The following is a 20,870-nucleotide window of genomic DNA, read 5'->3' on the forward strand; positions in this document are numbered from 1 at the left end:
GAGTTGACAATACAGGGTATCTGCCAATTTTAGGGGAGCCATCAGGCTGAAAAAAGTAACAGTCTGGCGCTAAAAGACTATAACAGTTGACTCCCCGCAACCTCACAGGGTTTTGATGATTTTTGCCGGATTGCCGCCAACGACGACGTTAGCCGGGACGTCTTTCGTCACGACGGCGCCGGAGGCCACCACCACATTATCACCAATGGTGACGCCGGGGTTAATGACCGCCCGGCCACCAATCCAGACGTTATTGCCAATATTGACGGGTTTTCCAAACTCCACGCCGCTGTTTCGTTCCTCCGCATCCAGGGGATGGGTAGCCGTATAAATATGAACACCCGGCGCGAGCATGCAGTTATCGCCAATATGGACAGGGCAGACATCCAGCATTACGCAGTCGAAGTTAGCGTAAAAGTTTTTGCCCAGATAAATGTTATATCCATAGTCGCAGCGGAAGCTCGGTTCTATATAAGCGCCTTCGCCTTGTCCAAGAAGTTCCGCCAGAATGTTCTGGCGTTCTGTTTTTTCATCAGGCGCGGTGTGGTTATAGCGATATACCAGATGGCGGGCCCGCAGTCGGTCAGCCCGTAACGTCTCATCGCCGGGGCGGTAATGTTCACCGGCAATCATTTTCTGTTTTTCTAAGCTCATTGGAAACCTCTCTGGATGCGATTACCGAAGGGTAATCGGAACAGGCCAGAAGGGGAACGTTCCCGAAAAGCCGATGTGACTGGCGTCACAACATTGCTGCTGATGAACACGTTTTACACGGAGACCTGGCTTACGCACAGGGAGCATAACGGGATAGGTAAATACTCAGAACGAGGCGTAGAACTCTACAGACACCCTTCAAAGATTAACGGACAAATTTCCACACAGAAGTAGGGATTTTGTCATACAGTTTATTCATTGTCAGTTCAGCAAGACGATGGTCAGCGGCTGAATAAAATACCGCCAGTTCATTATCAGAAAGCTCGTATTTATTCTTTTCAATGACGCGCTCAAGCGTGTCAATTGACTGACAACGTCGTAAGCGCATCAAATAATCGATTTTTGTGAGTGGTTTATCAGACATAAATTCACCTTAGTAATTGTAATAATTTTAACAGGAAAGACTCACCGGGTTAGCTCTGCTCACGTTGACGAAACAGCGGAATAGCCGATTTCCCGATTTACGCCATTTTTGCAAATCCTGAGCGTTAATGCCGTAACTGCTGAACAACATAAAGGTGTCGTCCAGGTATTCATCAATTTGCTCAATGAGCTTATTATCTTCATTGTACTTAATTTTATAATTAAGTGCGAAGGTTGCGATATGCTCTATCAGCTCATTCAACTGTAAATTGATGGCAGACGTTGGGTCGTTTACCCAGCCATGGTTACTTTCATCAAGATTGGCAAGGCAGTCATGGTACAAGGATTCGCAGAGAAATTTCAACTGCGCGATATCATGCCTTTTTGGCGAGTACTCGTCCATAGCGCATCCCCTTCTGAGTGATTTCTTACTCACCGAACATCATTGTCGGGATGGATACAACTGACTTAGCTACATGAGTGCTGTGTTCCTGATAACCTAACTATAAGCCACTCCTTCCTGGATTTCACCGCGCTATTACGAAAAATTACAAATAAAACCGCAGGCTGGGAGCGTGCAAGCAAATGGTCATCCTGGACTCAACGTTTTTATCCAAATTAACGACGGGGTTTTATCGCTTCCTTACGTTTCATCGGCTTAGCAAAAATGATGAGAAAAGTTCAGATTCAGACTTATCTTTGTAAGAACTTCTTATTAGGAATATTCCTAATACCTTAAGCGGGGAAATGAAATTAAAAAAATCCTGAATTCACCGATTAAGTTATCAGTTAATTATGATATGTCTATTTAAGATGGCAGAAAATAAATAGAACCACAATAAGCGTAATTTATGATTTTTTCTGAAAATGAAAAAGGCCGCTAATGCGGCCTTTTTATCATGTGAAACCGGTATCAGTGAGGTTCTACCGAATGACTGTGTTCAACATCTTCATTCTTTCGGCTAAAGCGGCGGCGAACCACCACGAAGAACACCGGTACGAAGAAGATAGCCAGTACGGTCGCGGTAACCATACCGCCCATCACACCTGTACCTACTGCGTTCTGCGCGCCGGAACCTGCACCGGAGCTGATAACCAGCGGCAGTACGCCGAGGATAAACGCCAGTGACGTCATCAGGATTGGGCGCAGACGCATACGAACCGCTTCAAGCGTCGCCTCAATAAGGCCTTTGCCTTCTTTCTCCATCAGATCTTTGGCGAATTCAACGATAAGTATCGCGTTCTTCGCCGACAAGCCAATGGTTGTCAGCAGGCCTACCTGGAAGTAAACGTCGTTGGTCAGTCCACGGAACGTTGCCGCAAGCAGCGCACCGATAACCCCGAGTGGAACCACCAGCATAACGGAGAACGGAATCGACCAGCTCTCGTACAGTGCCGCCAGACACAGGAAGACCACAATCAGTGAAATGGCGTACAGAGCAGGGGCCTGGTTACCGGACAGACGTTCCTGATAGGACATACCGGTCCAGTCGTAGCCGATACCCGCAGGCAGTTTGCTTGCCAGTTCTTCCATGAGGTTCATGGCTTCACCGGTGCTTCGGCCCGGAGCAGCCTGACCCAGGATCTCCATCGATGGCAGACCGTTATAGCGTTCCAGACGCGGTGAACCGTATTCCCAGCGTGAGGTTGAGAACGCCGAGAACGGAACCATCTGACCATTGCTGCCGCGCACGAACCAGCTGTTGATATCGTTCGGCAACATACGGTACTGCGCCTCGGACATCACGTAGACTTTCTTCACACGACCGCGGTCGATGAAGTCGTTAACGTAGCTACCGCCCCAGGCTGCGCCCAGCGTGGTGTTGATGTCACTGATGGATACGCCCAGCGCCTGGGCTTTCTCCTGGTCGATATCGATCTTGTACTGCGGCGTATCTTCCAGGCCGTTTGGACGCACGCCAACCAGCAGGTCAGGGTGTTTAGCGACTTCACCAAACAGCTGGTTACGCGCCTGCGTCAGTTTTTCGTGACCCAGACCGCCCTGGTCAATCAGCTGGAAGTCGAAGCCGGTTGCGGTACCCAGTTCAACAATCGCTGGCAGGTTAAAGGCGAAGACCATCGCATCTTTAATCTGCGAGAAGGTGCCCATTGCACGGCCGGTGATGGCTTCAACCTTGTTCTTTTCGCCCGGACGTTCAGACCAGTCTTTCAGAGAAACGAAGGCAATACCGGTGTTCTGACCACGACCCGCAAAGCCAAAGCCGTTAACCGCAAACACGGACTCAACGTTGTCTTTCTCTTTGGTGAGATAGTAGTCGGTCACTTCATCCAGCACTTTCTGGGTACGCTCTTGCGAGGCACCCGCCGGAAGCTGTGCCATCGTCAGGAACACGCCCTGGTCTTCATCTGGCAGGAACGAGCTTGGCAGACGAACGAACAGGAAGGCCATGCCCACCACGATGATGATATAGAGCAGCAGGTAACGACCGGTGCTGCGCAGGATGTTGCCCACGCTGTCGGTGTAGTGGTGCGTGCTCTTATCGAACATGCGGTTAAACCAGCCGAAGAACCCTTTATGCTCGCCGTGACCGCCTTTCTGAATCGGCTTCAGCATGGTGGCACACAGGGCAGGGGTCAGGATCAACGCTACCAGCACCGACAGCGCCATCGCGGAAACGATGGTAATGGAGAACTGACGGTAGATCGCACCGGTAGAGCCCCCGAAGAAGGCCATCGGGATAAATACCGCAGACAGCACCATCGCGATACCGACCAGCGCGCCCTGGATTTGACCCATTGATTTACGGGTCGCTTCCTTCGGCGGCAGACCTTCCTCCGCCATCACACGCTCGACGTTCTCGACCACGACGATGGCGTCATCCACCAGCAGGCCGATGGCGAGCACCATCCCGAACATCGTCAGGGTGTTTATCGAGTAGCCAAATATCGACAGGATCGCAAAGGTACCGAGCAATACCACCGGCACGGCAATCGTTGGGATAAGCGTCGCGCGGAAGTTTTGCAGGAACAGGTACATCACCAGGAAGACCAGGATGATCGCCTCCACCAGCGTCTTAACCACTTCGTGAATCGAAATTTTGACGAACGGCGTGGTGTCGTACGGGTAAACGATTTTCAGACCTGACGGGAAGAACGGTTCCATCTTCTTCAGCTCTGCGCGGATCGCCGTGGCGGTGTCCAGGGCGTTAGCGCCTGTCGCCAGTTTGATACCCAGACCGGAAGCCGGTTTACCGTTAAACTTCGCGATGATGTCGTAGTTCTCACCGCCCAGCTCAACTTTCGCCACGTCGCGCAGGCGAACCTGCGAACCGTCCTGATTCACTTTCAGCAGAATTTTGCTGAACTCATCGGCAGAGGTCAGACGGGTCTGCGCGATGATCGAGGCGTTAAGCTGCTGGCCTTTCACCGGCGGCGTACCGCCTAACTGACCGGCCGCTACCTGGGCGTTCTGCGCTTTAATCGCGCTGATCACGTCAACCGGGGTCAGCTGGAAGTTGTTCAGCTTGTTCGGATCCATCCAGATACGCATCGCGTACTGAGAACCGAACAGCTGCACGTCACCCACACCGGAAGTACGGCTGATGGCGTCCTTCATGTTGGCGCCCACGTAGTCGGAAATATCCTCCTGCGTCATGGTGCCGTTGGTGTTGATAACGCCGACAACCATCAGGAAGCTACTGGACGATTTCTCGACGCTCACACCCTGCTGTTGTACTTCCTGCGGCAGCAAAGGCATTGCCAGCTGCAGTTTGTTCTGCACCTGAACCTGCGCAATGTCCGCATCCGTACCTGACTGGAAGGTCAGGGTGATCTGCACCGTACCGGTGGAGTCACTGTTTGAGGACATGTACATCAGGTTATCGATACCGTTCATGTTCTGTTCGATAACCTGGGTGACGGTGTCCTGCACCGTTTTCGCATCAGCCCCCGGGTAGGTTGCGGAAATTGTCACCGCCGGTGGCGCAATCGTTGGATATTGCGCGACAGGCAGCTTCAGGATCGCAAGTCCCCCGGCCAGCATGATGATAATGGCGATCACCCACGCAAATATGGGGCGATCGATAAAGAAATTAGGCATGTCTTAACGGCTCCTGTTTAAGTTAAGACTTGGTTTGTTCTGACTGGCCAGCGGCCGAAGCTTGTTGTTTATCGTCAGATTTCACTTCCTGTGCTTTAACCTGCGCGCCAGGACGAACTTTTTGCAAACCAGTAACAATCACGCGATCGCCATCTTTCAGACCTTCCGTCACCAGCCATTTATCGCCAATCGCCTGGGTGGCGGTGATATTGCGTGTTTCGACTTTGTCATCAGCCCCAACAACCAGCGCGCTCGCATCGCCGCGTGGCGTACGGGTCACACCCTGCTGTGGAACCAGAAGTGCGGTTGGATTCGTTCCTTCTTCCAGACGCGCGCGAACGAACATACCTGGCAGCAGATTTTTGTCAGGGTTCGGGAAAATCGCACGTAAGGTGATGGAACCGGTGGTCTGGTCGACCGTCACGTCAGAGAATTCCAGCGTACCTTCCTGCGGGAACTTAATACCGTCGTTGGTAATCAGCTCCACCTTGGCTTTACCGTTTTCCTGTTTCAGGGTGCCGTTAGCCAGCTCCTGTTTCAGGCGCAGGAAATCGTTGCTGGACTGCGTCACGTCAACGTAGATCGGATCGAGCTGCTGCACGGTTGCCAGCGCATTGGTCTGACCGTTCTGCACCAGCGCCCCTTCCGTGACGGAAGACTTACCAATACGACCGCTGATAGGGGAGGTCACTTTGGTATAGGCCAGGTTAATGCGCGCGGTTTCGACGGCCGCTTTGGCTGCCACCACGGCCGCGTTAGCCTGCTGTGCATCGGCCAGAGCGGTATCGTAATCCTGTTGGCTGATGTACTTGGTACCGAGCAGCTTTTGGTAGCGGTTCAACGTCAGCTGAGCAATTTTGGCCGCGGCTTGTGCTTTCGCCAGGTCACCTTTCGCACTTTCATAAGAGGCCTGATAGGTTGCTGGATCAATCTGATACAGAGACTCGCCGGCTTTCACATCACCACCTTCGGTGAAGTTACGCTTCAGGATAATGCCACTGACCTGAGGACGCACTTCCGCAATGCGGTAAGCATTGGTACGGCCTGGTAATTCGGTGGTGATTTGTAGAGGTTCAGATTTGAGCGTCACGACGCCTACTTCTGGCGCCTGCTGAGCTCCTTGTTGAGCTGGTTTGTCGTCACATCCTGTTAGCGCTAAGCTGCCTGAGAGCATCAGAACGACCGCCAGAGGCGTTAACCCTCTGTTTTTGTTCATATGTAAACCTCGAGTGTCCGATTTCAAATTGATCAAGGGTCCTGAGTCTAAAAACCCATTGCTGCGTTTATATTATCGTCATGCTATGGTACATACATTCACAAATGTATGTAAATCTGACTCCTGTAAATTCACCCACCTATGGCACGAAAAACTAAACAACAAGCGCTGGAAACCCGACAACACATTCTGGATGTGGCAATACGTTTGTTCTCGCAGCAGGGTGTTTCATCCACCTCGCTGGCGCAGATTGCTCAGGCTGCCGGTGTGACGCGAGGAGCGATTTACTGGCATTTTAAAGATAAGTCAGATCTGTTCAGTGAAATCTGGGAGCTTTCAGAGTCCAGCATTAGCGATCTCGAGAGTGAGTATCGGGCAAAATTCCCTGACGATCCACTCTCAGTATTGAGAGAAATATTAGTATATATCCTTGAAGCAACGGTAGTTGAAGAACGTCGCAGATTAATGATGGAGATTATTTTTCATAAATGCGAGTTCGTGGGCGAGATGGCGGTGGTGCAGCAGGCACAACGCAGCCTTAGCCTGGAGAGCTATGATCGTATTGAACAGAACCTGAACCTGTGTATGCAGGCAAAACTATTACCGGCCAATCTCTTGACCCGACGGGCGGCAATCCTGATGCGCAGCTACATTTCCGGTCTGATGGAAAACTGGCTTTTCGCGCCGCAGTCCTTTGACCTCAAAGAGGAAGCCCGCAGCTACGTGGCGATTTTACTGGAAATGCTACAGCTCTGCCCCACGCTGCGCAGCGACGCGCCTTCGCTAACGGCCTGATCCCTTTCCAGGATTTATCTCAGAGGATAACGTTCGCGCTATTCTGCTTTCAGCGAGCGTGATATTCTTCACGCCGGACTATTTTCGGTCATCTTCTGACATCATTCACAACTATGCTGCCCATCAATCGCTCGCAACATCCTGTTTTTGCATTGCTCTTTGCGATGCTGTTTTTCTTCGCCACGGCGCCGCTGACCTGGGCCCGCGCCGATAACAGCAATGATATTCCCTCGCGCGGCGATGTTCAGTCGCAGCTCGACACGCTGAACAAACAAAAAGATCTCTCCCCTCAGGATAAACTCGTCCAGCAGGACCTGACGGAAACGCTGGAAACGCTGGATAAAATTGAACGCATCAAAGCGGAAACCGTCCAGCTTCGTCAGAAGGTGGCGCAGGCGCCTGAAAACATGCGTAAGGCCACCGACGCGCTAAATGCCCTCAGCGATGTGGATAACGACGACGAGACGCGCAAGACGCTCTCGACGCTCTCCTTACGCCAGCTGGAGTCTCGCGTCGCGCAACTGCTCGACGACCTGCAAACCGCGCAGTCCGACCTCGCGACCTATAACAGCCAGCTTGTCTCGCTGCAGACCCAGCCCGAGCGCGTGCAAAACGCGATGTACGCCGCGTCTCAGCAGCTGCAGCAGATCCGCAACCGTCTGAACGGCACGACGGTCGGCGAAGGCACGCTGCGCCCGACGCAGCAAACCCTGCTGCTGGTTCAGCAGACCTTGCTCAATGCGCAAATCGAACAGCAGCGTAAAAGCCTTGAAGGGAATACGGTGCTGCAGGACACGCTTCAGAAACAGCGTGATTACGTCACCGCGAATATTAATCGCCTGGAACACCAGCTTCAGCTGTTGCAGGAGGCGGTAAACAGCAAACGCCTGACCCTGACGGAAAAAACCGCCCAGGAGGCCGTATCCCCTGACGAAACCGCCCGCATTCAGGCGAATCCGCTGGTGAAACAGGAGCTCGAGGCCAACCACCAGCTTAGCCAGCGCCTGATACTGGCGACGGAAAACGGTAACTCGCTGGTTCAGCAAAATATCAAAGTGAAGAACTGGCTGGATCGCGCGCTGCAGGCTGAGCGCAACATCAAAGAGCAGATTGCGGTTCTGAAGGGTAGCCTCCTGCTGTCGCGTATTCTCTACCAGCAGCAGCAGACGCTCCCGTCCGCCGATGAGCTGGAGGACATGACCAACCGCATTGCGGATTTACGTCTGGAACAGTTTGACGTCAACCAGCAGCGCGATGCCCTTTTCCAGAGCGATACCTTTGTCGCCAAAATTGAAGAGGGGCATTCCAGCGACGTGAACCCGGAAGTGCACGACGCGCTGCTCCAGGTCGTGGATATGCGTCGCGAGCTGCTGGACCAGCTCAACAAACAGCTGGGCAACCAGCTGATGATGGCCATTAACCTGCAAATCAACCAGCAGCAGCTGGTGAGCGTCTCGAAAAGTCTGCAGGAGATCCTGACCCAGCAGATTTTCTGGGTGAACAGCAACAAGCCGATGGACTGGGACTGGGTCAAATCCTTCCCGGAAACGCTGAAAACGCAGATTAAGAGCATGAAGATCACCGTAAACTGGGAGAAAGCCTGGCCTGCGGTGACGATTGCCCTGCTGGCGGGATTACCGCTGCTGCTGATTGCCGGCCTGATCCGCTGGCGTCTGGGCTGGTTGAAAAAATATCAGGCGAAGCTGGCGTCCGAAGTGGGGCAGCTGCGCAACGACAGCCAGCTCCATACGCCAAAAGCGATTTTGATCGATCTCATCCGCGCCCTGCCGGTGTGCCTGATTATTCTGGCCGTGGGCCTGATTCTGCTGACCATGCAGCTCAACGTCAGCGATCTGCTGTGGGCGTTCAGTAAAAAACTGGCGCTGTTCTGGCTGGTATTTGGCGTGTGCTGGAAGGTGCTGGAAAAAGACGGCGTGGCGGTGCGTCATTTCAACATGCCTGCGCAGCTGACCAGCCACTGGCGTCGTCAGATTGTGCGCATCAGCCTGGCGCTCCTGCCGCTGCACTTCTGGTCGGTTGTCTCTGAGCTTTCCCCGCTGCATCTGATGGATGACGTGCTGGGCCAGCTGGTTATCCTGCTGAACCTGCTGCTGATTGCGATCCTTATGTGGCCGATGTGCCGCGACAGCTGGCGTGATAAAGAGTCCCACAATATTCGCCTGGCCACCGTGACGGTGCTGGCGATCATTCCGCTGGCGCTGATGGTGCTGACGGCAACGGGCTACTTCTACACCACGCTGCGCCTGTCCGGGCGCTGGATTGAAACGGTCTATCTGGTGATCGTCTGGAACCTGCTCTATCAGACCGTGCTGCGCGGCCTGAGCGTGGCGGCCCGCCGCATCGCCTATCGTCGTGCTATCGCGCGTCGTCAGCATCAGGTGAAAGAGGGGGCCGAAGGCGCGGAGCCGCAGGAAGAGCCGACCATCGCCCTGGAGCAGGTTAACCAGCAGACGCTGCGCATCACCATGCTGGTGATGATCGCCCTGTTTGCGGTGATGTTCTGGGCTATCTGGTCCGATCTTATTACCGTTTTCGCCTATCTCGACAGTATTACCCTCTGGCAATACAACGGTACCGAAGCGGGCGCGGCGGTCATGAAAAGCGTGACCATGGGCAGCCTGCTGTTTGCGCTGGTGTCGTCGGTGGTGGCCTGGGCGCTGATTCGCAACCTGCCAGGCCTGCTCGAAGTGCTGCTCCTGTCACGTCTGAATCTTCGCCAGGGGGCGTCCTACGCCATTACCACGATCCTCAACTACGTGATCATTATTGTTGGGGCGATGACGGTCTTTGGCTCGCTTGGCGTCTCGTGGGATAAACTGCAGTGGCTGGCGGCCGCTCTCTCGGTCGGTCTTGGTTTTGGCCTGCAGGAGATCTTCGGTAACTTTGTGTCCGGCCTGATCATCCTGTTCGAACGTCCGGTACGAATCGGCGATACCGTCACCATCGGCACCTTCTCCGGTACGGTCAGCAAGATCCGTATTCGTGCCACCACCATCACCGACTTCGATCGCAAAGAGGTGATCATCCCGAACAAAGCGTTCGTGACCGAGCGCCTGATCAACTGGTCGCTCTCGGATACGGTAACGCGCGTGGTGATCCGCCTGGGCGTAGCCTATGGATCGGATCTGGAGAAGGTGAAAGAGGTGCTGCTCAAGGCGGCGTCAGAACATCCGAAAGTGATGCACGATCCGGCTCCGGCGGTCTTCTTCACCACCTTTGGGCCGAGCACGCTGGATCACGAGCTGCGTTTATACGTGCGCGAGCTGCGTGACCGCAGCTACACGGTGGATGAGCTTAACCGCTCTATCGATCGTCTGTGCCGTGAAAACGATATTAATATCGCCTTCAACCAGCTTGAGGTTCACCTGCGCAACGAGAAGGGTGATGAGCATACGGAAGTGAAGCGCGACATCAAGGGTGACGATCCGACTCCGGCGTAATCTATTATTTTCCCTCTGCCCTCAGGGGCGAGGGAACGATTTTCCCCCTCTCCCTCAGGGAGAGGGCCGGGGTGAAGGTAATTTACCCTCAAAATCCCGCCGCACAATCTCCAGCGCCTTAAGTACCGTTTCGGCGGGGATCTCATGATTCTCCAGCAGCATAATCAAATCGACGGCCAGCTTGACCTCATCGGGTGCATTTTCCAGTGACATGGGTGTGGCTCCTGTTAACGGGTCAAACGTTCAATGACGCGCTCAATCTCATCCCGCGCCTGCCGGCAGCGGACGATGCGTCCTTCCAGCGCGCTAATCTCGCGCATCAATAGCTGCTGCTCTTCCAGCGTTTCGCTGTTGTTCAGCCGCGTCTCGCGCTCGCGCTTCATCTCAAACAGCCGGCGCTCAAACTCCTGGTTCTCCAGCCGCTTGCGCTGCCATTTACCGAGCCCCGGCGAGGCGCTGTCCCAGGCGCGCAGCGGCCAGGCGGTGATTTCGCGATGCAGAGCGGTGATCTGTTCAGTGAGATGCTCCGCAAGCCACGCCACCTGCTCCTGCTGTTCACTCTCAACCGCATGGCGAAGCTCGTCGAGGTTCGTCTGCGCTTCCGCCAGGTAATCCTGAATGACGGTGCTGCGGGTACGAAAAAGCTGCCGGTCAAAGCGCGGCTTCAGCGTGGCGTGCCCCATTAGCGGTCTAGCCTGCTCCCGCAGAGCAATCAGCTGATTTTGCAGCCTCTCAAGAAGCAGTGCTGTTTTCAAGGCGCTCTCCAGTGGTAAAGTAGCCGTTCAGTTTGATAACGATTCGCATTATGAAGCGTACTATTTTAATCATCATTGGCTGGCTCGCGGTAGTGCTTGGCACGCTGGGCGTGTTTTTACCCTTGCTGCCGACCACCCCGTTTATCCTGCTGGCGGCCTGGTGCTTCGCCCGCTCGTCGCCGCGTTTTCACCACTGGCTGCTCTATCGTTCATGGTTTGGCGGCTATCTGCGGCACTGGCAAAAACACCGGGCCATGCCGCCCGGCGCGAAGCCGCGCGCGATCGCGGTGATCCTCATCACCTTCGCTATTTCATTATGGCTGGTGAAAATGATGTGGGTACGCATTCTGCTGCTGGCGATCCTCTCCTGCCTGCTTATCTTCATGTGGCGGATCCCCGTGGTTGATGAAAAGCAACAAAAGCACTGAAGCCTCATCATGGCTGTTGCAATTATCACGCGCAGCCAGTAAATTCGACCGTTTTCGAGCACAGGTGCGCCTGGTCAAAGGTTAAACAATTGTTGCCTTGGCCGACTCGTTGCGCGCTGTGAGTAACACTGTTTCATTTAGGCAAAACCGATGACCGCAACTGCACAGCAGCTTGAATATCTGAAAAACAGCATCAAAAGCATCCAGGACTATCCAAAGCCTGGCATTCTTTTCCGTGATGTCACCAGCTTGCTGGAAGACCCGAAAGCGTACGCGCTCAGCATTGAACTGCTGGTCGAGCGTTATAAAAACGCCGGGATCACCAAAGTAGTAGGTACCGAAGCCCGTGGCTTCCTGTTTGGCGCACCGGTTGCGCTGGCAATGGGCGTAGGTTTTGTGCCGGTGCGTAAGCCGCGCAAACTGCCGCGTGAAACCATTGCTGAGAGCTATGAGCTGGAGTACGGCACCGATCAGCTGGAGATCCACGTGGATGCGATCAAACCTGGCGACAAAGTGCTGGTGGTGGACGATCTGCTGGCAACCGGCGGTACCATTGAAGCGACCGTGAAGCTGATCCGCCGTCTGGGTGGTGAAGTGACCGACGCGGCATTCATCATCAACCTGTTCGATCTCGGCGGTGAACAGCGCCTCGAAAAACAGGGCATTACCAGCTATAGCCTGGTGCCTTTCCCGGGTCATTAATCCCGGTTTTCACAACCTCGCTCAATGGGTGAGGTTGTGATAGCATTCCCCTCCATAAATTCACCTTCCAGCGTTGCAGAGCCTGCCCATGAGTTATCAGGTGTTAGCCCGTAAATGGCGACCACAAACCTTTGCTGACGTTGTCGGTCAGGAACATGTGCTGACGGCCCTAGCGAACGGCTTGTCGCTAGGTCGCATCCATCACGCCTATCTTTTCTCCGGCACCCGCGGCGTCGGTAAGACCTCTATTGCCCGCTTGCTGGCAAAAGGTCTCAACTGCGAAACCGGGATCACCGCCACGCCGTGCGGCGTGTGTGATAACTGCCGGGAGATCGAGCAGGGGCGTTTTGTCGATCTGATCGAGATCGACGCCGCCTCGCGCACCAAAGTGGAAGATACCCGCGATCTGCTCGATAACGTGCAGTACGCCCCGGCGCGCGGCCGCTTCAAGGTCTACCTGATCGATGAAGTGCACATGCTGTCGCGCCACAGCTTCAACGCCCTGCTGAAAACGCTGGAAGAGCCGCCCGCGCACGTGAAGTTCCTGCTGGCGACCACCGATCCGCAAAAGCTGCCTGTCACGATCCTGTCGCGCTGCCTGCAGTTCCATTTGAAGGCGCTGGACGTTGAGCAGATCCGCGCTCAGCTTGAGCACATTCTTGATGAAGAGAAGATCGTTCACGAGCCGCGCGCCCTGCAGCTGCTGGCCCGCGCGGCGGACGGTAGCCTGCGTGATGCGCTCAGCCTGACCGACCAGGCGATTGCCAGCGGTGACGGCAAGCTCTCCACCGAGGCGGTCAGCACCATGCTCGGCACGCTGGATGACGATCAGGCGCTGTCGCTTATCGAAGCGATGATTGCCGCCAACGGCGAGCGCGTGATGTCGCAGGTGAATGCCGCCGCTGCCCGGGGTATCGAATGGGAAGGACTGCTGGTTGAGATGCTCAGCCTGCTGCACCGCGTGGCGATGCTGCAGCTTTCTCCGTCCGCCATCGGCGCGGATATGGCCGCTATCGAACAGCGGATGCGTGAACTTGCCCGCACCGTGCCGCCTGCCGACGTGCAGCTGTATTACCAGACGCTGCTGATTGGCCGCAAAGAGTTACCGTTCGCGCCGGACCCCAGAATGGGCGTTGAAATGACGCTGCTGCGCGCGCTGGCGTTCCACCCGCGCATGCCATTGCCGGAGCCGGAAGCGCCGCGGCAGTCTTTCGCGCCGGTCGCCCCTACGGCGGTGATGTCGCCGCAGCAGGTGCCACCGCAGCCGACACCGCCGCCACAGCAGAACGTGCCGCTGTCGGATGCCACCAGTTCGGTGCTTGCCGCACGCAGCCAGCTGCAGCGTGCGCAGGGAGTAACCAAACCAAAAAAGAGTGAACCGGCAGCGCCAGGAAGAGCGCGGCCGGTGAACAACGCCGCGCTTGAACGACTGGCCTCGGTAACGGAGCGCGTACAGTCGCGTCCTGCACCGTCCGCGCTCGAGCAGAAAGCCCCGGTGAAAGAAGAGGCTTACCGCTGGAAGGCAAGCACCATCACCGAAGAGGTGAAGGAAGAGGTCGCCACGCCGAAAGCGCTGAAAAAGGCGCTGGAGCATGAGAAAACGCCGGAGCTTTCCGCGAAGCTTGCCGAAGAGTCCATAGTGCGCGACGCCTGGGCCGCCGAGGTCAGCAAACTTCAGCTGCCTAAGCTGGTGGAGCAGGTCGCGCTGAATGCCTGGAAAGAGCAGGACGGCAATCAGGTGCGTTTGCACCTGCGTCCGGGTCAGCGGCACCTCAATTCCCCTGGCGCGCAAAAGGCGCTGGCCGAGGCGCTCACCGCATTACAGGGCGCGCCGGTTGAATTGACTATCATTGAAGATGATAATCCGGCAGTGAAAACGCCGCTCGAGTGGCGCCAGGCCATTTATGAAGAAAAGCTCGCGCAGGCGCGCGAGGCGATTATTGCGGATAACAACATTCAGACCCTGCGCCGGTTCTTCGACGCCGATCTGGATGAAGAGAGTATTCGCCCCATTTGATCGTGAGTCTGACTTACGGTTGTAATCCTTAAACGTGAAAGAAGAGAGAAGCCTATGTTTGGTGGAAAAGGCGGTCTGGGTGGCCTGATGAAGCAGGCTCAGCAGATGCAGGAAAAAATGCAGAAGATGCAGGAAGAGATCGCTCAGCTGGAAGTCACGGGTGAGTCCGGTGCCGGTCTGGTCAAAGTGACCATCAACGGTGCGCACAACTGCCGTCGCGTGGAAATCGACCCGAGCCTGCTCGAAGACGACAAAGAGATGCTGGAAGATCTGGTTGCAGCCGCGTTTAACGATGCCGCTCGCCGTATCGACGAAACTCAGAAAGAGAAAATGGCCTCTGTATCCAGCGGTATGCAGCTGCCGCCTGGCTTCAAGATGCCATTCTGATGCAAACCAGTCCGCTGCTCACGCAGTTAATGGAAGCACTGCGCTGCCTGCCGGGCGTTGGCCCGAAGTCGGCGCAGCGCATGGCGTTTACGCTATTGCAGCGCGACCGCAGCGGCGGGATGCGCCTGGCGCAGGCTTTAACCCGCGCCATGTCAGAAATTGGTCACTGTGCGGATTGCCGCACCTTTACCGAGCAGGACGTGTGTAACATCTGTACGAACCCGCGTCGTCAGGAAAACGGTCAGATTTGCGTGGTGGAGAGTCCTGCGGACATCTACGCCATCGAACAAACCGGGCAGTTTTCCGGCCGCTACTTCGTGCTGATGGGGCATCTCTCCCCGCTCGACGGCATTGGCCCGGATGATATCGGTCTTGACCGCCTTGAACAGCGTCTTGAGTCCGAAACCATCAAAGAGGTGATCCTCGCCACCAACCCAACGGTGGAAGGGGAGGCAACCGCCAACTACATCGCCGAACTGTGCTCGCAGTACGGCGTTGACGCCAGCCGCATCGCCCACGGCGTGCCGGTGGGCGGCGAGCTGGAAATGGTCGACGGCACCACGCTATCGCACTCTCTGGCCGGGCGTCACAAGATTATTTTCTGACCAAACGGAGGCTGCGCGCGCGGCCTCCGCTTGAAAATTTCCCCCCTTATCCCCATCTCTCACTCAACGTTTTAAAACCCCATTAAATGGCATTGTTGAGGTCGACTTAGATGAAAGGACAAGAAACCCGTGGTTTCCAGTCAGAAGTAAAACAGCTTCTGCACCTGATGATCCATTCCCTGTATTCCAACAAAGAAATTTTCCTGCGTGAGCTGATTTCCAACGCCTCGGACGCTGCGGACAAGCTGCGCTTCCGCGCGCTGTCCAACCCGGACCTGTACGAAGGCGACGGCGAGCTGCGCGTGCGCGTCTCGTTCAATAAAGAGAACCGCACCCTGACCATCGCCGATAACGGCATCGGGATGAACCGCGATGAGGTGATCGACCACCTCGGCACCATCGCCAAATCCGGCACCAAAGCGTTCCTCGAGTCCATGGGCTCTGACCAGGCGAAAGACAGCCAGCTCATCGGCCAGTTCGGCGTGGGCTTCTACTCGGCGTTTATCGTGGCCGACAAAGTTACCGTCCGTACCCGTGCGGCAGGCGACAGCGCCGAGAACGGCGTGCTGTGGGAATCCAAAGGGGAAGGCGAATACACCGTTGATGACATCACCAAGGCGGATCGCGGCACCGAAATCACCCTGCACCTGCGCGAAGGGGAAGATGATTTCCTGAACGACTGGCGCGTGCGCTCCATCATCAGCAAATATTCCGATCACATCGCCCTGCCGGTTGAGATTGAAAAACAGGAAGAGAAAGACGGCGAAACCGTGGTTTCCTGGGAGAAGATCAACAAGGCGCAGGCGCTGTGGACGCGCAACAAGTCTGAAATTAAAGACGACGAATACAACGAGTTCTACAAGCACATTGCCCACGACTTTACCGACCCGCTGACCTGGAGCCACAACCGTGTGGAAGGTAAGCAGGAGTACACCAGCCTGCTGTACATCCCGGCACAGGCGCCGTGGGACATGTGGAACCGCGATCACAAACACGGCCTGAAGCTGTACGTGCAGCGCGTGTTCATCATGGACGACGCCGAGCAGTTCATGCCGAACTACCTGCGCTTTGTGCGCGGTCTGATAGATTCTAACGATCTGCCGCTGAACGTCTCGCGTGAAATTCTGCAGGACAGCACCGTCACCCGTAACCTGCGCAACGCCCTGACCAAACGTGCGCTGCAGATGCTGGAAAAACTGGCGAAAGACGATGCTGAAAAATATCAGACCTTCTGGAAACAGTTCGGCCTGGTGCTGAAAGAAGGCCCGGCGGAAGACACCGCGAACGTTGAAACCATCGCCAAACTGCTGCGCTTCGCCTCTACGCACACCGACTCCTCCGCGCAGACCGTGTCGCTGGAAGAGTACGTCTCCCGCATGAAAGAAGGGCAGGAGAAGATCTACTACATCACCGCCGACAGCTACGCGGCGGCGAAGAGCAGCCCGCACCTGGAGCTTCTGCGCAAGAAAGGCATCGAAGTGCTGCTGCTTTCTGACCGCATCGACGAGTGGATGATGAACTACCTGACCGAGTTCGACGGTAAGGCGTTCCAGTCCGTAGCCAAAGCGGACGAATCCATCGACAAGCTGGCGGATGAAGTGGACGAAAGCGCGAAAGAAGCCGAGAAGGCGCTGGAGCCGTTCGTTGAGCGCGTGAAAACCCTGCTGGGCGATCGCGTGAAAGAGGTGCGCTTCACGCACCGTCTGACCGACACCCCGGCGATTGTCACCACCGATGCGGACGAAATGAGCACCCAGATGGCGAAACTGTTCGCTGCGGCGGGCCAGGCTATGCCGGAAGTGAAATATATCTTTGAGCTTAATCCGGATCATCCTCTGGTGAAACGCGCGGCGGATACCCAGGATGACGCCCGCTTTGCCGAGTGGGTTGAGCTGCTGCTGGATCAGTCCCTGCTGGCCGAGCGCGGCACGCTGGAAGATCCTAACCTGTTCATTAAACGTGTGAATGCGCTGCTGCTGGCGTAATTGACCACGCCTCCCCTGGTCTTCTCCCTCTCCCGTGGGAGAGGGCCGGGGTGAGGGTACCAGACCGCACCCTCCCAAATAATCTCCCCCCGTTAACCGTTTCAGCCTTCCCGCCTTCCTTGAGCGATGCCCGTTCTGGTGGTATTGTTTAGCGCTTTTGAAAAATTGAAACGACTTTTGAGGGGATTTTCGCAATGCGTATTATTCTGCTTGGCGCTCCGGGCGCGGGTAAAGGAACTCAGGCTCAGTTCATCATGGAGAAATACGGTATTCCGCAAATCTCCACCGGTGACATGCTGCGCGCCGCTGTAAAATCTGGCTCCGAGCTGGGTAAACAAGCGAAAGACATCATGGACGCAGGCAAGCTGGTAACCGACGAGCTGGTTATTGCTCTGGTCAAAGAGCGCATTGCTCAGGAAGACTGCCGTAACGGTTTCCTGCTGGACGGCTTCCCGCGCACCATTCCTCAGGCTGACGCCATGAAAGAAGCGGGCATCAACGTGGACTACGTTCTGGAGTTCGACGTGCCGGACGAGCTGATCGTTGACCGTATCGTTGGCCGTCGCGTACACGCTGCTTCTGGCCGCGTTTACCACATCAAATTCAACCCACCTAAGGTTGAAGGCAAAGACGACGTGACCGGCGAAGAGCTGACCACCCGTAAAGACGATCAGGAAGAGACCGTGCGTAAACGCCTGGTGGAATACCATCAGATGACCGCGCCGCTGATCGGCTACTACACCAAAGAAGCGCAGGCGGGTAACACCAAATACGCGAAAGTTGACGGCACCAAAGCCGTGGCTGACGTACGTGCAGAGCTGGAAAAAATCCTCGGCTAATCGCGCGCCTCTCACCCGGGTTCCCGGGTGAGAAATATTCTCATCTTACCTATTACAGCAATGGGTTTCGTTTAAACGCATTTCCGCTACAATTGACAACCTATCAAATGGTTAAGAGGCGTGAATGAGTCAGGCGAAAACCGGCATCCTGCTTGCCAATCTGGGCACTCCAGAAGCACCTACATCAGACGCGGTAAAACGCTACCTGCGACAATTTTTAAGCGACACGCGCGTCGTGGATTTCCCGAGACTGCTGTGGTGGCCGCTGCTGCGTGGCGTCATTCTGCCGATTCGTTCTCCGCGCGTCGCCAAACTCTATCAGTCCGTCTGGATGGAAGAGGGCTCGCCGCTGATGGTTTACAGCCGTCGTCAGGAAAAAGCGCTGGCCGCCCGCCTGCCGGATATGCCCGTCGCGCTCGGCATGAGCTACGGAAAACCGTCCCTGAAAAGCGCGGTGGAATCACTGCTGGCGCAGGGCGTGGACCATATCGTCGTGCTGGCGCTCTACCCGCAGTATTCCTGCTCGACGGTGGCCGCCGTCTGGGACGAGCTGGCCCGCATTCTGGCGACCCGCCGCCGCATTCCGGGCGTGACCTTTATTCGCGACTACGCGGATAACGATCTCTACATCCAGGCGCTTGCCAACAGCGCGCGCGCGTCGTTTGAAAAGCACGGCGAGCCGGATCTGCTGCTGCTTTCCTATCACGGGATCCCGCAGCGTTTCGCCAATGAAGGGGATGATTATCCGCAGCGCTGCCGCGATACCACGCGCGAGCTGGTTTCCGCCCTTGGCCTGCCGCCGGAGAAGGTGATGATGACCTTCCAGTCGCGCTTCGGCCGCGAGCCGTGGCTGACGCCGTATACCGATGAAACCCTCAAAATGCTGGGTGAGAAGGGCGTAAAGCACATTCAGGTGATGTCGCCGGGCTTCTCGGCCGACTGTCTGGAAACGCTGGAGGAGATCGCGGTGCAAAACCGGGAATTTTTCCTTGAGGCTGGCGGCGAAAAGTACGAGTACATTCCGGCGCTTAACGACTCGCCTGAGCATATCGACATGATGGTCTCGCTGGTAACGAACAGCCGCTGATCGCACTCCGGGCCGGGTTTGTGCTACCATTCCCGGCCCATATTCTTCGTACAGTTCAGACCATGAAATTTCCCGGTAAACGCAAATCCAAACACTACTTCCCCGTCGATGCCCGCGATCCGCTCCTGCAGCAAATCCAGCCAGAAAACGAAACCAGCGCGGCATGGGTCGTCGGTATCGATCAGACGCTGGTGGACATTGAAGCGAAAGTGGATGATGCGTTTGTCGCCCGTTACGGTCTGAGCGCCGGTCACTCGCTGGTGATTGAGGACGACGTTGCCGAAGCGCTGTACCAGGAGCTGGTGCGCGAAAACCTGATTACCCATCAGTTCGCCGGTGGCACCATCGGCAATACCATGCATAACTACTCCGTGCTGGCCGACGACCGCTCGGTGCTGCTCGGCGTGATGTGCAGCAATATCGAAATCGGTGGCTATGCCTACCGCTATCTCTGCAACACCTCCAGCCGTACCGATCTGAACTACCTTCAGGGCGTCGACGGGCCTATTGGCCGCTGCTTTACGCTGATTAGCGATTCCGGCGAGCGTACTTTTGCCATCAGCCCGGGTCATATGAACAAGCTGCGCGCCGAGAGTATTCCGGAAGAGGTGATTGCGGGCGCCTCGGCGCTGGTGCTGACCTCCTACCTGGTGCGCTGTAAGCCGGGCGAGCCGATGCCGGAAGCGACCATGAAAGCGATCGAGTACGCGAAGAAATACAACGTGCCGGTCGTTCTGACGCTGGGCACGAAATTCGTTATCGCCGATAACCCGGAGTGGTGGCAGGCCTTCCTGAAAGAGCACGTCTCGATTCTGGCAATGAACGAAGAAGAGGCCGAGGCGCTGACCGGTGAAAGCGATCCGCTGCTGGCGTCTGACAAAGCGCTGGACTGGGTAGATCTGGTGCTCTGCACCGCCGGCCCGGTTGGGCTGTACATGGCGGGCTTCACGGAAGAAGAGAGCAAGCGCAAAACCCAGCACCCGCTGCTGCCCGGTGCGATTGCCGAGTTCAACCAGTACGAGTTCAGCCGCGGCATGCGCTACAAAGACTGCGTGAATCCGCTGCGTATCTACTCTCATATCGCGCCATACATGGGCGGGCCGGAGAAGATCATGAACACCAACGGTGCGGGCGATGGCGCGCTGGCCGCACTGCTGCACGACATCACCGCTAACGCCTACCATAAAACCAACGTGCCGAACTCCAGCAAGCACAAGTTCAGCTGGCTGACCTATTCCTCGCTGGCGCAGGTGTGTAAATATGCCAACCGCGTGAGCTATCAAGTACTGAACCAGCATTCTCCGCGCTTAACGCGCGGTCTGCCGGAACGGGAAGACAGCCTCGAAGAGGCGTACTGGGACAGGTAAAAGCAAAACGGCAACCCTGGTTGCCGTTTTTAGTGTTTGTTCCCTCTCCCCGTGGGAGAGGGCAAGGGTGAGGGCACCAGACCGCTCAA

18 protein-coding genes and 1 other annotated feature are annotated in these 20,870 nt (G+C 55.9%); of the genes, 11 read left to right on the forward strand and 7 right to left on the reverse strand.

Translation table 11 applies throughout. The features are described from left to right. Positions 1-102: 102 nt before the first annotated feature. The 5 genes from maa to acrA form a co-directional block, all read right to left on the reverse strand. Positions 103-654, reverse strand: coding sequence for a maltose O-acetyltransferase (maa, locus tag DFO52_RS18075; RefSeq protein ID WP_133550898.1), 552 nt, complete (start codon positions 652-654; stop codon positions 103-105). Between the two features lie 205 nt (positions 655-859). Then, positions 860-1,078 (reverse strand): HHA domain-containing protein, encoded by a 219-nt coding sequence (locus tag DFO52_RS18080; RefSeq protein WP_008499287.1) that lies wholly within the window; start codon positions 1,076-1,078, stop codon positions 860-862. A 27-nt stretch (positions 1,079-1,105) separates the two neighbouring features. Then, positions 1,106-1,480 carry an Hha toxicity modulator TomB gene (gene tomB, locus DFO52_RS18085; protein WP_008499288.1) on the reverse strand — a complete coding sequence of 125 codons (375 nt, stop codon included), beginning with the start codon at positions 1,478-1,480 and terminating at the stop codon, positions 1,106-1,108. A 510-nt stretch (positions 1,481-1,990) separates the two neighbouring features. Further along, on the reverse strand, positions 1,991-5,137 hold the full coding sequence (gene acrB, locus DFO52_RS18090; RefSeq protein ID WP_029741964.1) for a multidrug efflux RND transporter permease subunit AcrB: 3,147 nt from the start codon (positions 5,135-5,137) through the stop codon (positions 1,991-1,993). A gap of 22 nt (positions 5,138-5,159) precedes the next feature. Continuing rightward, positions 5,160-6,353, reverse strand: a complete 1,194-nt coding sequence (gene acrA / locus DFO52_RS18095; protein WP_029741963.1) for a multidrug efflux RND transporter periplasmic adaptor subunit AcrA — start codon at positions 6,351-6,353, stop codon at positions 5,160-5,162. A gap of 141 nt (positions 6,354-6,494) precedes the next feature. Between acrA and acrR the strand changes: the two genes are divergently transcribed. Continuing rightward, entirely contained in the window at positions 6,495-7,148 is a 654-nt protein-coding gene (gene acrR / locus DFO52_RS18100) for a multidrug efflux transporter transcriptional repressor AcrR (protein ID WP_023310602.1), read from the forward strand. Positions 7,149-7,261: 113 nt separating this feature from the next. Continuing rightward, entirely contained in the window at positions 7,262-10,609 is a 3,348-nt protein-coding gene (gene mscK, locus DFO52_RS18105) for a mechanosensitive channel MscK (RefSeq protein WP_029741962.1), read from the forward strand. Between the two features lie 54 nt (positions 10,610-10,663). Here the strand turns inward: mscK and rsmS are convergent, their stop codons facing one another. Beyond that, the gene (gene rsmS / locus DFO52_RS18110) at positions 10,664-10,822 is read right to left on the reverse strand and encodes a pleiotropic regulatory protein RsmS (protein ID WP_032641955.1); all 159 of its coding nucleotides are present in this window, start codon (positions 10,820-10,822) and stop codon (positions 10,664-10,666) included. 14 nt (positions 10,823-10,836) lie between these two features. Next, positions 10,837-11,364, reverse strand: a complete 528-nt coding sequence (gene priC, locus DFO52_RS18115; protein WP_133550899.1) for a primosomal replication protein N'' — start codon at positions 11,362-11,364, stop codon at positions 10,837-10,839. A gap of 50 nt (positions 11,365-11,414) precedes the next feature. Between priC and DFO52_RS18120 the strand changes: the two genes are divergently transcribed. The 9 genes from DFO52_RS18120 (at position 11,415) to DFO52_RS18160 (ending at position 20,781) form a co-directional block, all read left to right on the forward strand. Continuing rightward, a complete protein-coding gene (locus DFO52_RS18120; protein WP_029741960.1) occupies positions 11,415-11,792 on the forward strand; it encodes a DUF454 family protein in 378 nt (125 codons plus the stop codon). A gap of 150 nt (positions 11,793-11,942) precedes the next feature. Further along, positions 11,943-12,494: an adenine phosphoribosyltransferase gene (gene apt, locus DFO52_RS18125; protein WP_000127359.1), complete on the forward strand. Its 552-nt coding sequence runs from the start codon at positions 11,943-11,945 to the stop codon at positions 12,492-12,494. 88 nt (positions 12,495-12,582) lie between these two features. Continuing rightward, positions 12,583-14,511 (forward strand): DNA polymerase III subunit gamma/tau, encoded by a 1,929-nt coding sequence (gene dnaX / locus DFO52_RS18130; protein ID WP_133550900.1) that lies wholly within the window; start codon positions 12,583-12,585, stop codon positions 14,509-14,511. Beyond that, positions 13,841-13,905, forward strand: a sequence feature (DnaX frameshifting element). It overlaps the preceding gene by 65 nt. A gap of 54 nt (positions 14,512-14,565) precedes the next feature. Further along, positions 14,566-14,898 (forward strand): YbaB/EbfC family nucleoid-associated protein, encoded by a 333-nt coding sequence (locus DFO52_RS18135; RefSeq protein WP_003858972.1) that lies wholly within the window; start codon positions 14,566-14,568, stop codon positions 14,896-14,898. Next, the gene (gene recR, locus DFO52_RS18140) at positions 14,898-15,503 is read left to right on the forward strand and encodes a recombination mediator RecR (RefSeq protein WP_008499298.1); all 606 of its coding nucleotides are present in this window, start codon (positions 14,898-14,900) and stop codon (positions 15,501-15,503) included. Before DFO52_RS18135 ends, recR begins: the two co-directional genes overlap by 1 nt. Positions 15,504-15,613: 110 nt before the next feature. Continuing rightward, positions 15,614-17,488 (forward strand): molecular chaperone HtpG, encoded by a 1,875-nt coding sequence (gene htpG, locus DFO52_RS18145; protein ID WP_133550901.1) that lies wholly within the window; start codon positions 15,614-15,616, stop codon positions 17,486-17,488. Between the two features lie 194 nt (positions 17,489-17,682). Beyond that, positions 17,683-18,327: an adenylate kinase gene (gene adk / locus DFO52_RS18150; protein ID WP_006809841.1), complete on the forward strand. Its 645-nt coding sequence runs from the start codon at positions 17,683-17,685 to the stop codon at positions 18,325-18,327. 124 nt (positions 18,328-18,451) lie between these two features. After that, on the forward strand, positions 18,452-19,414 hold the full coding sequence (hemH, locus tag DFO52_RS18155; protein ID WP_029741031.1) for a ferrochelatase: 963 nt from the start codon (positions 18,452-18,454) through the stop codon (positions 19,412-19,414). Between the two features lie 62 nt (positions 19,415-19,476). Continuing rightward, positions 19,477-20,781: an inosine/guanosine kinase gene (locus DFO52_RS18160; protein WP_029741032.1), complete on the forward strand. Its 1,305-nt coding sequence runs from the start codon at positions 19,477-19,479 to the stop codon at positions 20,779-20,781. Positions 20,782-20,870 lie beyond the last annotated feature (89 nt).

This window comes from Enterobacter sp. AG326 (assembly GCF_004362415.1).
GTDB lineage: Bacteria > Pseudomonadota > Gammaproteobacteria > Enterobacterales > Enterobacteriaceae > Enterobacter > Enterobacter asburiae.